This is a genomic window from Bifidobacterium mizhiense (genome assembly GCF_020884755.1).
Lineage (GTDB): Bacteria > Actinomycetota > Actinomycetes > Actinomycetales > Bifidobacteriaceae > Bombiscardovia > Bombiscardovia mizhiensis.
In genome coordinates this window covers 295,646-308,910 of sequence record NZ_BPWE01000002.1, presented here as the reverse complement: position 1 = coordinate 308,910, position 13,265 = coordinate 295,646, and the positions used below count along the sequence as shown (strand labels likewise).

Genomic DNA, 13,265 nt, shown 5'->3' with positions numbered 1-13,265 from the left:
TGCGCGCTGAGCGAGAGTCAGATAAGTCACTAATCGAGCAAGACGTTGATTACATCGCAGACAGCATTGCAAGAAAGCCGCCGCCACTGCCTCATTCATTGGGCAAATGGCGGCGGCTCCCATCAGAGCACTGGTGCTCAGAGCATCTGTATCAGTTCGCCCACATCCTGGATGACCAGCTGAAGGTTGAGTCCGGTCAGGACTGCCACCACAATCCAGGCCAGGAAGGCCATCCATCGAGGGTTGGCGTACTTGCCCATGATCTTCTTGGAGGAGGTGAACCAGACCAGGGGAATCATGGATATGGGCAGGGCCACGCACAGGAAGACCTGGGAGTAGACCAGCAGGCTATCCAGAGCGGACTCCTTGCCGCCGAAGGCGATGGTGCAGATCAGCACGGGGATGATGGAGATCACACGGGTGACCAGCCTGCGCAGCCAGAGGGGGATCCTCATGCGGATGAAGCCCTCCATGACGATCTGTCCGGTCAGGGTGCCGGTGATGGTCGAATTCTGACCGGAGGCCAGCAGGGCTACGGCGAAGAGGGTTGAGAGCAGACCGGAGGCGACCGGCCCAGCGATGGTCTTGTCGCCGAGAGCGTTGTAGAGGGCTGTGAAGGTGTCCAGTCCTTCGCCGTGTCCGAAGAACATGGCTGCACCCAGCACCAGCAGCAGGCAGTTGACCACGAAGGCAGCGGACAGCTGGATGTTGGAATCCCAGGTGGCGAAGCGGACCGCGTTGGCAACCTGACGGTCGTCGTTTCGGTCGAAGTCGCGGGTCTGGACGATGGATGAGTGCAGGTAGAGGTTGTGGGGCATGACTGTGGCGCCCACGATGCCCAGGGCCATGGTCAGCTGGCCGTTGCCCAAGATGGCCTTGTCAGGGATGAAGCCGCGGAAGACCGCCGGCAGGTCCGGCCTGGCCAGGAAGACCTCGTAGAGAAAGACCGCCATGATGACCAGGATCAGCGTGGCTACGATGGCCTCGATGCGTCGGAAGCCGATCTTGGTCAGCAGCAGGAGGATGAGCACATCAAGGACAGTCAGCGTTACGCCCAGGATCAGCGGAATACCGAAGAGCAGCTTTAGGGCGATGGCCCCGCCGATCACTTCAGCGATGTCTGTGGCCATCACAGCCAGCTCCGTGCAGATCCAGAGGGCGAAGCTGAGCCGACGGCTGGTGTGCTGGCGGGTGGCCTGAGCCAGGTCCAGACCAGTCACGATTCCCAGCTTGGCCGACATGTACTGCAGCATCATGGCGATCAGGCTGGAGATGAGGATGACGCTCATGAGCAGGTAGCCATACTGGGCACCGCCGCCGATGGAGGTGATCCAGTTGCCAGGATCCATGTAGCCGACTGCCACCAAGGCGCCCGGGCCGGAGAAGGCTGCCAGGTTCTTCCAGAAGGAGGAGGTCGAGTTGGGTACGGAGACCGTGGCATTGATCTCCTCCAGGGAGCGTCCGTTGGCCGTCTCGATGATGGGATGGGATTGGTGCTGCCGACTGGATGGCGGAGTCCTGACTTCGGATCCGGCTGGACTGGCGGACCCTGAGGCGGGTCGGGTCTGAGTGTTCGGCATGTCACCTTCCTTGATTGTGGACCGTGGCGGTCGTGTGGCTGTCTATAGACTTCGACCCTTCGAAGTCTAATGGCGCTTGATGAAGAATACCAGAGGTGATCTGTGACAATGTCGAAATATGCCTGCAGGGTTGCTCACGGATCGCGCCTTGGATCTGTGCTATAGACTGTGGAACATGGGAATTGCCGAATTGTCTTCCAGCGCCCAGGATTATCTCAAGGTCATCTGGGATCTTCAGGAATGGGACAAGGGCCCTGTACAGCCCACTGCGGTGGCCGAAAGGACGGGCATGAAGCAGTCGACGGTTTCGGGCGCGCTGGGCCGTCTGGTCGATGCTGGTCTGGTCACTCACAGGCCTTACGGCAAGGTGGAGCTGACTGAGACCGGTCGTCGCTATGCGGTCACCATGGTCCGACGTCACAGGCTGCTGGAGACCTTCCTGGTGCAGGTCCTCGGCTACGGCTGGGATGAGGTGCATGAGGAAGCGGACAGCCTTGAGCACGCTGTCTCCGACAAGATGGTGGACCGCATCGACGAATATCTCGGACACCCTACTGCGGATCCACACGGGGATGCCATACCGTCTGCTGACGGAGATCTGCCCGATATACCGGCTACCAGTCTTCTATCCGAGGTGCCGATAGGCTCAAAGGTCTGCATTCAACGAGTCAGCGACGAGGATTCGGACATCCTTAGGTATCTAGTTCGTCTCGGCCTAGTGCCTGGGAGTATTCTGCGTGTGGAAAGCAGAGGAAACAAGGATGGGATTGCGAAGTTTCAGGTGAGTATTCTTGCGCCTGCTGCTGCAGCGTCTTCTCCCACGGAATTGGGTAGTAATCCGGCGACGAATTTAAAAGTACTGAATGAGGATGCGCGGGATGTTGTCGATGTGGACTTAAAAGCCGCTGATCTGATTCAGGTCAGTATGGCATGATGGTGATGGCTCTAGTCAGATGCCAAGAATCTGTGCGGGTCAAGTCCAATGCCAAGGAACAGCCAGTCGGGCAGATTCCGGCGTAATCCTTAAGGGTGCAGGTATGGATGCGGATATGAGAAGAAGTCGCGAACTGGACCAAGGAAAAGTGGTTGGCTCATCTGCCTTGGTAACATGCCCGCTGGCACGTGATCATGCCAGTTGCAGATCGGCAGATTCAAGATCCTCTTCGGTTGCTCGGCTACTTAGACATGCCCATATCTATGCGGGACTGTTCGGAATTCTGATCGCCTTGACATTGGTGCTGGTTTGGTTCTCCCGCACTGGAGATATTTGGTCGTCTCCGATTCAGGAAATCGATGCTCCTTCTCATTATTATTTCATTCGTAAGCTGCTTAGGAATGGTCTATCGGTTGCGCTGACTCTGAATCCCAATGACTCGTTTTATCCGCCTTTGTTTCATCTTCTGGTTTACGGAATCATGCGGTTGTGCGCATTGTTTGGCATCGACATCACTATATTTGCTGGTGTCAATCTGATTTGGATTGCTTATGCCGGTTTGATTTTTCCTATGGGCATGCTGCTCTGGACCTCGTATTTCCTGGATGGGCTGTGTACTTGGCAACGTTGTCTGCTTTCTGCCGCTGTGCCCATATTGTCGGTCATCTCAGCGGCTTTTCCATATTGGACTCTGAGTGCTGGTCCCCTCCTTGCCTATGGTCTGGGGACTGCTTTGCTGCCTTTCGCGCTTTATACTGGTCTGCGACTGATGGATGCTGTGACTGCTGAACGCAAAGATGGCTCTCGTCATATATTGCAGTGGGCGATCGTCAACATCCTTTTTGGATTGCTCATCATACTGGCTCATCCACGGGTTGCCTTCACCTATCTGGTACTGATAGGGTTTTTCATTCTCTTCAGATTGCCCTGGCGTTGGATTCTCGCGGCTCTGGGAGGTCTGGGAGTCGCAGTTCTGCTTTTTGCCTTGTATGTGATGCGCCGTGATCATGGGAAGGACTTCCTGCATCCGTCCAATTGGTTTCACACTTATCAGCCTACGCGGAGCCTGTCTGAAGCCTTCCGAATTGTCATTACTGATTTTCTGCCTGGTATTTCCGGCCTGGCAATGGCTGTCTGTCTGGTGCTTTCCATTGTGTCTGCACTGGTTCTGAGCGGCAGACGGTTCAAGGATGGTTTGGCACTTGTTCTCTCATATGTACTGATAGGAGTGATTTTCGTATGTGCGGCTGCGGTAAAGGGGCCACTGGCTAATGTGCTTACCGCTGCTTGGTACCGAGGAGAGACTCGGCCATTAACAATGATCCCGCTTGGCGTTGTGCCTCTGTTGGTTTTCGGTATGCGATGCCTATTCCAATACAGACCGGACACAAATAAGAGGTCTTTCGTGTCGGCTCTCTATAGAGAGTACGGATCGAATTTTGTAGTAGTTCTTCTCTTGGTCTGTTTGACAGCTACGGCCTGCTTCTGTAACCCTACTCGGGAGGCGGTAGCATCGAGCGTAGCTCGAAACACGGGTTTTACTAAGACTGACCAATCGGAGCAGCTTACCGATCGGAAACGTCAAGTGCTTTCTCAAGTCAACCAACTGGTGGGGCCGCATTCCACCGTGATTGCTGATCCGCTCAACGGATCCATGTATGGGATGACACTGTATGGCATGGACATGCTGTACCCGGTATATAACCCCATGGACACCAAGAATGGCAAGGTCTTTGGTCAGGTTGAACACGCGTTCGCTTCCGGGGATCCCGAGCTCATGTTGAGCACGACTTGTCCGGTTACTACCAGCTATGACAAAGGGGCCGAAAACAGGACTGCAACTCCAACAAATAAGTACCTGCTCACTATGGGTGATCAGGCATCTGATCTGCAAATGTTCACCTATAAAGCCCAGTATTATCCTTTTCACGATCAGGGGCTTATTGATAGATATATCAGTTTGCAAGCACTCCAAAAGGTTGATGACTTCGGATCGTTTGCCAAGAACGACCAGCGTTGGGCGCTCTACCGTTTTTTGTGTAGCTGATAGTAAGCTCTTCCCCGTCATCTTCGTCTCATGGTGTTTCATGTACCTCCAGAGATTCGGGGATAGGGCAGGTTGGGAGGGGGGAGCTCGATTCGGCGCTTGTGTGTGCTTGCAAGTCGGACTGGATCTTTCATCCTTCTATCGTCGAAACTCAACGTGTCAATGATAGTTCTTCCATACGAGAATCACGGAAACATACTACAGATAGGCCAGTGCAAGGAAAATAGAAAGATCGAGTCTGATACATGTAATGAATTTGTAGGCAGTGATATTTTCTTTGGTTCAGGCAGGAAGTGCGGAAGAGCGTTTCCCAGGTCATGGATAAAAAATAGCAGGATTGGCATGAAGGCATAAGTCCTCAAAAAGGTCGTGACCAACAGGGGGGCATAATGGAGGTCTTGACTGATTGTTCGAATGAGCCATCTCGATAGAGTTGCCAGAACAATAGCACAGGCACCCTATAGTTTCTACACAGGTACCTTTCAAACGTATAGAAGAAAAGAAGATTAGTATCGTATACTTGTCACCATGGCAGATTTCTTTTCACCCACTAATATTTTGGTAACCGGTGGTTGCGGCTTTATTGGTTCAAACTTCGTGCATTATGTCGTCCGCAACCATCCAGATGTACATGTCACTGTGCTGGATGCGCTCACTTATGCGGGTAACTTGAAAAACATCGAGGGGTTGCCAAAGGACAGAGTGGAATTCGTCCACGGCAATATATGTGATGCTGAGCTGCTGGACAGGATCGTGCCTGGACATGATGCCATCGTGCATTATGCTGCTGAGTCTCATAACGACAACTCGATTAAGGACCCGGCGCCCTTTGTGCAGACCAACGTGGTGGGTACATTTAGGCTGTTGGAAGCCACTAGAAAGTACGATATCCGATATCATCATGTGAGTACCGACGAGGTGTATGGGGATCTGGCTCTCGACGATCCAGCAAAATTCACCGAAGAGACACCGTATCATCCTTCGAGTCCATATTCGTCGACTAAAGCTTCGTCCGATATGCTGGTCCGCGCTTGGTTCCGCACCTACGGGATCAGGATGACCATCTCGAACTGCAGCAACAACTACGGTCCATATCAGCATGTAGAAAAGTTCATTCCTCGGCAGATTACCAATATTCTTGAAGGCATCCGTCCCAAGCTATATGGAAACGGACTAAATGTTCGAGACTGGATCCATACTGAAGACCATTCTTCAGCTGTGTGGACCATTTTGACCAAGGGCCGGCTGGGTGAAACCTACTTGATCGGGGCAGACGGAGAACGTGACAACATAACGGTGCTGCGGCAGATCCTCAAGGTAATGGGTCAGCCAGAGGATGCCTTCGATCAGGTCAGGGATCGGCCGGGGCATGATCGTCGATACGCTATTGATTCCACTAAGCTTCGAACCGAGTTGGGCTGGATGCCCCGGCACACGGACTTCGAGAAGGGCCTGCGCTCGACGATCAGATGGTATGAGCAGCATAGGGATTGGTGGGAGCCAGTGAAGGCAGCAACCGAGGAGAAATACCGGCAGGCTGGTCAGTGACTCCTGGAGAGTTAACGTTTTCAGCGATGGTGTCCGCGAACACAAATATGAATATATAGGCGCGAAAGAGGTTACCTGACAATGCCTATCGAATTTGAGAAGAAGCTAACTGTCACTCAGACCAACATACCGGGTCTTCTTGTTTTGGAACTCCCTGTTCATGGTGACAACCGAGGATGGTTCAAAGAAAATTGGCAGAGAGCTAAGATGATCCAACTGGGTCTGCCTGATTTTCACCCTGTTCAGAACAATATCAGTTTCAATGCCAAGCGGGGAGTCACTCGAGGTATTCACGCTGAACCCTGGGACAAGTTCATCTCCGTCGCCAATGGTGAAATCTTCGGTGCATGGGTGGATCTGAGGCCTGGTGATTCCTTTGGACAAGTGTTTACTACCCGCTTGGGCCCATCCGAGGCTATATATGTGCCACGCGGAGTTGGCAACAGCTTCCAAGCACTTGAGGACAACACGGTCTATACCTACTTGGTTAACGCTCACTGGTCCCCAGAGCAGAAGAAGACCTACACCTTCGTAAACCTAGCGGATCCGGATCTACATATTGATTGGCCCATCCCTCTAGAGCAAAGCGAGCGCAGCGAGGCTGACTTGCATCATCCGATGCTTCGGGACGCAGTCGCCATGGCGCCACGTCGTACCTTGGTTACAGGAGCGCATGGGCAGTTGGGTCAAGCTGTGCACAAATATGTCGAAGAGCATGGTCTGCAAGGATTCGATTTCGCGGATATTAACGACTTTGATTTTTCGGATGCACAGGCCTACCAGCACTATGACTGGGATTTATATGGAACGATCATCAACGCGGGAGCCTATACAGCCGTTGACAAGGCGGAAAACGAAGAGGGTAGGAAGGCTGCCTGGAAGGCGAATGCCCAGGGTCCTGCTTTGCTTGCGAGAGTTGCTGCTGAACACAATATCACCCTAGTTCATATCTCTAGCGACTACGTTTTTGACGGAAAAACGGATATGCACAATGAAGACGAGGCGTTGGCACCTCTGGGTGTGTATGGGCAGACGAAAGCCGCTGGTGATATAGCAGTGGCCGGTACGCCCCGTCACTACATTCTCCGCTCCAGTTGGGTGATCGGCCAAGGTCATAATTTCGTACGTACCATGATGAAGTTGTCGGATCGTGTCGCGGATCCTAGTGATGTCTTGGACCATGTGACAGTTGTGGATGATCAGTTTGGGCGTCTGACCTTTACCGATGACATGGTGGGTGCGATTTTCCAACTGCTAAATAGTGGAGCTCCGTATGGGACCTATAATCTGACGGGGTCGGGTCAGGTCAAATCCTGGGCAGATATCGCCACGATGGTCTTCGACCTGACTAACGGCAACGGAGAGGCCGTGAAACCAGTGAGCACCAAGGCTTATTATGCTGATTCCAAGGAACCCGTGTCGCCCAGGCCGACTTATAGCACCCTGAAATTGGACAAGATTGAATCAGCGGGCTACCAACCCAAAGATTGGCAAAAGGAGCTTAAGGAGTATGTCTGGCGAATGACTGCGACCAGTCATTGATCTTTTTGCAAGGAAACCGCACAGATCTGGCGTACCCCTCTGTTGGTTGGCGAGTACGCATTAGACTAATTGTCATTCTGCTAACATATGACCGCCAGTCGCTCAAGAAGGAAGGACGCAGATGAAAGGCATAATCCTCGCCGGCGGGTCGGGTACTCGTCTGTATCCATTAACCACCGTTACATCCAAGCAGCTGTTGCCCGTTTACGATAAACCTATGATTTATTACCCGCTGAGTGTGCTGATGATGGCGGGTATACGTGACATTCTGCTTATTTCTACACCTCAGGATTTGCCCAACTTCAAGCGATTATTGGGCAGTGGCAAGCAGTTCGGCATCAGTTTGTCATATGTTCAGCAACCTAGTCCTGACGGGTTGGCGCAGGCTTTCATTCTGGGTGAGGATTTCATCCAAGGCGAGCCCTGTGCTCTTGTGCTGGGAGATAACATCTTTTTCGGGAACGGCTTGGGCACTATTCTGCGTCGGGCGGCTTCCATAACTCATGGTGCCACTGTTTTTGGCTACTATGTTGATGATCCCGAGCGATATGGCGTAGTAGAGTTTGATGAAGATAAGCATGCCGTATCTATTGTGGAGAAGCCGTCACAGCCGGCATCGAACTATGCGGTTACGGGCCTGTACTTTTATGATTCACGGGTCACCGACTTTGCCAAGCAGGTTAAGCCATCGGCCAGAGGCGAGTTGGAAATCACCGATCTGAATCGTATGTATTTGGAAGCAGGTGAGTTGAATGTGACCACATTGGGTCGCGGTTATGCTTGGTTGGACACTGGCACAATGGACTCCCTATATGAAGCGGGAGAATTTGTCCGCACTGTCGAACGCGCTCAGGGCTTACCGATTTCCTCATTGGAGGAGATTGCATACGAGAATGGCTGGATCAACAAAGATCAACTAATGCAATCGGCGAGAAGGTATGCCAAGTCCCCATATGGACAGCATCTATTGCAAGTTGCCGAGAACAAGGTCATCTCCCGCCCTGACGATTGAAAAGAATGTGATGCCTAAATTTTCGGTGGTAATCATCGCCTGCAACATAGAGAACTACATAGGTCAGTGTTTGGATAGTCTAATACATCAGACCTTCCAGGATTTTGAGGCCATTGTCGTTGATGATTGCAGTACTGATGAGACAGGGGGGATCATCAGCAGAAGGGTCGGCACAGATCCGCGTTTCGTCATCTTATCGAGAACAGCCAGGGGAGGAAGTCATCTGGCCAGAAAGATGGGAGTTGCCTTAGCCAAGGGAGAGTGGACGCTCTTTTTGGATGGAGATGATGAACTAGTTCCGCAGACTCTTGAACAATTGAACGCCATAGTATCAAATGGCACTTGGGATGATTGCCCTGATATCGTCCGATTTACCAGAACAGTCGTAGCCGAACACTCCGATGGTACTGAGCAGGCCAAGGCGATGGAGTCGGCTTTCAATGTCAAAATTGATGGAATTTTAAAAGGGCCGGAAATACTGCAATCCGTGTTCTCGGACCGTTCGCCTAGGCGCAGCTCGTGGTCCATCATATCTATGATGACCAAAACCGATGTCCTTCGCAGGGCGTTTGAACGGATGACCGATGAATGTCTCGGCAGATTGGAAGATGCCTATGAGTTCTTCGTTTTAGCAGATACTGCGCATAGCTATGTCTACTGCTCCTCGGAGCCTTTATATTTATATCATTGGGGCCGTGGAATTACCGGGGTGGGACTGATATCGATCAGGGAGTTCCATCACAATCTGGTCGGCATTGCTGAAACGGTTAGGGCTATGGATGCTTATTGCATGAGCCGCGCCACACCGAGTGTAGAGCAGTGCTGCCATTGGTTCTGTCTTGATGTGCCCAGACATATTTCCACCGATATGGTCCTGCGGCTTAATGTAATAGATGAACACGATGCAGTTATGGATTTTGCCAGAATGTGGGGTAGCCAAGTAGTGGTTGGCGAACTGGACAGGCTGATTTCCGACAGGGCGTTGTCTGTGCTGAATCAGGGTATTGAAGTTCCGCCCATTGACGAGCTCTGGCGGCTTTCAGACTTTCGACAGGAAATTCAGATCGGCAGGCAATGGGCAAATATAAATAATGCTCCATATCAGGCTCACTATAATAAGATTACGCGGATTGCAGCTGAAAGAGTCCAACTAGTGAAGAATCAAAAGCATACTGCAAAGTTTATTAACACAGAAACCGCGAAGAGGCTTGCCATCTTCTGCTTCTATGATTCGAATGGACACGCTGCGAAATATATCAGGCCTTTTCTGACAGATCTTATGAGGAATGTCACCGACCTGGTGGTCGTTGCCAATGGGAAAGTTGATGACGAGGCCAGAGCCATGTTCTCCCAGTTTACCGACAGAATCATTGTTCGCGACAATGTGGGTCTAGATGCCGCTGCTTATCGTCAGGTCATGCTGACTTTGGGATGGCCTACGCTGCTCTCGTATGACGAGATCATATGCTTGAATGATACTGTTTTGGGCCCAGTATATCCATTCAAGGAAATGTTTGCTGAGATGGATTCGCGCAAGGTCGATTTCTGGGGGATCACCGCCTATCACGAGGAAACGGTCAATGGGCAGTTCATACCCACCCATTTGCAAGCCTACTGGCATGCATATCGCCGTTCTTTGGTGGCATCTCGGGATTTTCAGGAGTATTGGCAGAATCTGCCCACTTGGAAGTCTTATGCAGATGTGACCCACAAGCATGAGATACCGTTTACTTCATATTTCGCACAGCGTGGATATTCCTGGTCGGCATATATTGATCAGGAGCAGTACGCCGATGTGTCCTCATACCCGCTGTTATACGCACCCATGCAGCTAATTCGTGACAATCGCTGCCCGGTTTTCAAGCGCCGATCGTTCTTCGTCGATTATGGTACCTACTTTGATCAAACGGCTGGTCAACCGGCTATGGATTTGTATGAATACCTCCGTGATCACACGGCTTACGACACTGATTTGATTTGGGATGCCATATTGCCCAATTACAATATCGAGGACATACGGAAGGCCATGCATCTCACCTATGTTCTGCCAGGGCAGACGGTGAACCCAGTCGTTGAACCGTTACCCAGATCGGCCTTTATTTTCCATATCTACTTCATGGATCTGCTCGGTGAGACCATTAGGTATCTAGCGAATATCCCTGATTCCACTGATCTATATATCACTACTACAGAGGACAAAATAAGGCAGATTGACCAATATCTTAAGAGTCGGGGGTTGACGAGAACGATTCATTATCTTCCTGTCAAGAATCGAGGACGTGATGTATCCGCCCTGCTGGTTGGTGCTGCCAAGGTTGTGCTTGACGGAGGCTACGATGTTGTGGGTTTTGCTCATGACAAGAAGTCAAGTCAAAACCAGCAGACAGGTCATCATGGTTCGGAAACCCAAGGATTTGCCTACAAACTCTTGGAAAATACTTTGGGGAGCGCCGACTATGTACGTAACATCCTAGGGCTGTTTGCTCAGAATGACAGGTTGGGGATGGTATCGCCCATACCGCCGTATCATGCTCTGTACTTTGCTCATACCTTGCCAACGGATTGGGGTCCGAACTTTGAAAATACCAAAGCTCTGGTTCAACAACAATTAGGATTGCATGTGCCCATGGATAATCGCAAGGCTACTATGTCTGCGATAGGTTCATGCTACTGGTTCCGTGTGGATGCTCTCCGTCCTTTATTTGCCCATGGATGGCATTACGAGGACTTTCTGCCAGAAGGTGTAATGGGTGCAGATGGTTCCATATCGCATGCTATAGAGCGTGCCAACGGATACATAGCTCAGTCTCAAGGCTATTATCCAGCATGGGTGCTTAACGATCGATATGCACGGATTGAGTTGGATTCTCTCTTGTACTCGACCAACTCGTTGCTGACGGCTATGGGGAATATGCGACAGGGTGAGACGCTTCTGGCAAACTGCGCTTCGCTATCACTGGGCAGTTCCCGTGTTGGCGGATTCTATGCCAAAATACGAAACAAGGTTCATCGGATTCTGCGAGGCGCTGCCAAACGGTATGTGCAACCTCTGCCGGAACCCATGAGATCGTTAATTTATAGGTGCGGATGGTTTCCGATCAATCTATACCGCCATGCTAGGGATCGGTATATGCCTAACAAGCACGCGTAATAGGGCTAATGACAGAGCCCGAAATAAAGCAGTGCATCCTGTAGGGATTCCTAAACGGTATTTATGGGTATTTCTCCACAAGAAGAATATGATTTAAAACGGGCATCGACAATCCGGCGGATGATTGTAAGCGTGCGATTACCTATCGTTTCGACGGCATGATTTAGCTCCTATCAATGCAAACTGTCATAGGGCATGGTCTGTCCCGTGCTTCATATCGACAGCTGCATACTTAAGTAATGCATAATCAGTGCCACGAGAATCTTCGCGTATTGAGAATGAGCATGAATTGTCGTCGTTGGTAAATGCCACCATCTTGGTATCGATATCATCTTCTGGATCCTGAACGCGCAATGAAGCAACGATTTTATAATCACCGTTGTTGAAGAGGTGAAGAGGGAGGCTGAATTGGATGGAGCGGCGTCCCCGGCCTCCCATGCCCATATCTATACTCCCGGTGTCGTAAGGTATGCCTCCCCGCTTGGTGTCCAGCAAGGACAATGCCAGAAAGTATCGTTCTTTACGAGTGAATTCGTATTGAATGGTGAACTTGAAAGTCATGTTGCTGGTCAATACCACATCCGAGTCGGGCAGACAGCGGAAAAAAGGCACGGTGGCGTTAAGACCGCTTGGGTAAACGCTATCTGGGTCGTGATTGTCGGTGTCTTTGGTGTTCTTGTTGAGGCTCTCTATGTTTTCCTGAGTGTATAGGTTGGCTGCCTCGTTCTTGTCGCCGTTCACGATGATGCGACCGTCACGGATCAATATAGCCTTGTTGCAATACTTCTTGACTGAATCCATAGAATGGGTAACAAGAATGACTGTTTTCGTTTTGTCTTTTTTGATTGTATTGAAGAAGTTATTGCATTTGGTTTGGAAGGCCTCATCGCCTACTGCCAGTACCTCGTCTAGGACTAGGATGTCGCCTTGAGCTTTGATGGCAACAGAGAAAGCCAGACGAACCTGCATGCCACTTGAGTAGTTCTTCAGCTTTTGATCCATGAAGTCCCCTAGCTCGGCAAAATCCACAATGTCGTCGTACATTGCGGTGACCTCTTCCTCGGAGAAGCCGAGAAGGGCACCATTAAGGTAAACGTTTTCGCGTCCGGTCAACTCGGGATTGAATCCCACGCCGAGCTCGATGAATGGTACAAGTTTCCCATAGACTTCGATGTTCCCACTGTTGGGGGTATATATGCCGGATATCAATTTCAGTAAAGTTGACTTGCCGCTGCCATTCCGTCCGACAATGCCGAGGAAATCACCTTTATGGACGGTAAAACTGATGTCCTTGAGCACCTCCTGGTCCTTGTAACCTCTGATGCCCCGCGTCCAATTGATGAAGGCTTGTTTCAAGCCGCTGGCCTGCTCAGTAGGCAGGCGGAAGGATTTGCTGACGTGGCTGACACGTAAGGCAACATTGTTGGTATCAATATCTGTACTAGTCATAA

8 protein-coding genes are annotated in these 13,265 nt (G+C 51.1%); 6 read left to right on the top strand and 2 right to left on the bottom strand.

The window, feature by feature from the left end:
• Positions 1-137: 137 nt before the first annotated feature.
• On the bottom strand, positions 138-1,580 hold the full coding sequence (locus tag LPC22_RS04760; RefSeq protein ID WP_229132773.1) for an Nramp family divalent metal transporter: 1,443 nt from the start codon (positions 1,578-1,580) through the stop codon (positions 138-140).
• 175 nt (positions 1,581-1,755) lie between these two features.
• On the opposite strand from LPC22_RS04760, the gene LPC22_RS04755 reads away from it, so the two are divergent.
• The 6 genes from LPC22_RS04755 (at position 1,756) to LPC22_RS04730 (ending at position 11,814) form a co-directional block, all read left to right on the top strand.
• Positions 1,756-2,514: a metal-dependent transcriptional regulator gene (locus LPC22_RS04755; protein ID WP_229132771.1), complete on the top strand. Its 759-nt coding sequence runs from the start codon at positions 1,756-1,758 to the stop codon at positions 2,512-2,514.
• A 103-nt stretch (positions 2,515-2,617) separates the two neighbouring features.
• Positions 2,618-4,561, top strand: a complete 1,944-nt coding sequence (locus tag LPC22_RS04750) for a DUF6541 family protein (RefSeq protein WP_229132770.1) — start codon at positions 2,618-2,620, stop codon at positions 4,559-4,561.
• Positions 4,562-5,089: 528 nt separating this feature from the next.
• Entirely contained in the window at positions 5,090-6,109 is a 1,020-nt protein-coding gene (gene rfbB, locus LPC22_RS04745; RefSeq protein WP_229132762.1) for a dTDP-glucose 4,6-dehydratase, read from the top strand.
• A gap of 81 nt (positions 6,110-6,190) precedes the next feature.
• Positions 6,191-7,651: a sugar nucleotide-binding protein gene (locus LPC22_RS04740; protein WP_229132760.1), complete on the top strand. Its 1,461-nt coding sequence runs from the start codon at positions 6,191-6,193 to the stop codon at positions 7,649-7,651.
• Between the two features lie 121 nt (positions 7,652-7,772).
• On the top strand, positions 7,773-8,663 hold the full coding sequence (gene rfbA / locus LPC22_RS04735) for a glucose-1-phosphate thymidylyltransferase RfbA (protein ID WP_229132758.1): 891 nt from the start codon (positions 7,773-7,775) through the stop codon (positions 8,661-8,663).
• Positions 8,605-11,814 carry a rhamnan synthesis F family protein gene (locus LPC22_RS04730; protein ID WP_229132756.1) on the top strand — a complete coding sequence of 1,070 codons (3,210 nt, stop codon included), beginning with the start codon at positions 8,605-8,607 and terminating at the stop codon, positions 11,812-11,814. Before rfbA ends, LPC22_RS04730 begins: the two co-directional genes overlap by 59 nt.
• A gap of 186 nt (positions 11,815-12,000) precedes the next feature.
• Here the strand turns inward: LPC22_RS04730 and LPC22_RS04725 are convergent, their stop codons facing one another.
• A complete protein-coding gene (locus LPC22_RS04725) occupies positions 12,001-13,263 on the bottom strand; it encodes an ABC transporter ATP-binding protein (protein WP_229132753.1) in 1,263 nt (420 codons plus the stop codon).
• Positions 13,264-13,265: the final 2 nt, after the last annotated feature.

Excerpts from the sequence above, each read along its gene's own strand:
- LPC22_RS04755 (WP_229132771.1), top strand. The coding sequence starts at position 1,756 with ATGGGAATTGCCGAATTGTCTTCCAGCGCCCAGGATTATCTCAAGGTC.
- LPC22_RS04730 (WP_229132756.1), top strand. The coding sequence starts at position 8,605 with ATGGACAGCATCTATTGCAAGTTGCCGAGAACAAGGTCATCTCCCGCC.
- rfbA (WP_229132758.1), top strand. The coding sequence starts at position 7,773 with ATGAAAGGCATAATCCTCGCCGGCGGGTCGGGTACTCGTCTGTATCCA.
- LPC22_RS04760 (WP_229132773.1), bottom strand. The coding sequence starts at position 1,580 with ATGCCGAACACTCAGACCCGACCCGCCTCAGGGTCCGCCAGTCCAGCC.
- LPC22_RS04750 (WP_229132770.1), top strand. The coding sequence starts at position 2,618 with ATGGATGCGGATATGAGAAGAAGTCGCGAACTGGACCAAGGAAAAGTG.
- LPC22_RS04725 (WP_229132753.1), bottom strand. The coding sequence starts at position 13,263 with ATGACTAGTACAGATATTGATACCAACAATGTTGCCTTACGTGTCAGC.
- LPC22_RS04740 (WP_229132760.1), top strand. The coding sequence starts at position 6,191 with ATGCCTATCGAATTTGAGAAGAAGCTAACTGTCACTCAGACCAACATA.
- rfbB (WP_229132762.1), top strand. The coding sequence starts at position 5,090 with ATGGCAGATTTCTTTTCACCCACTAATATTTTGGTAACCGGTGGTTGC.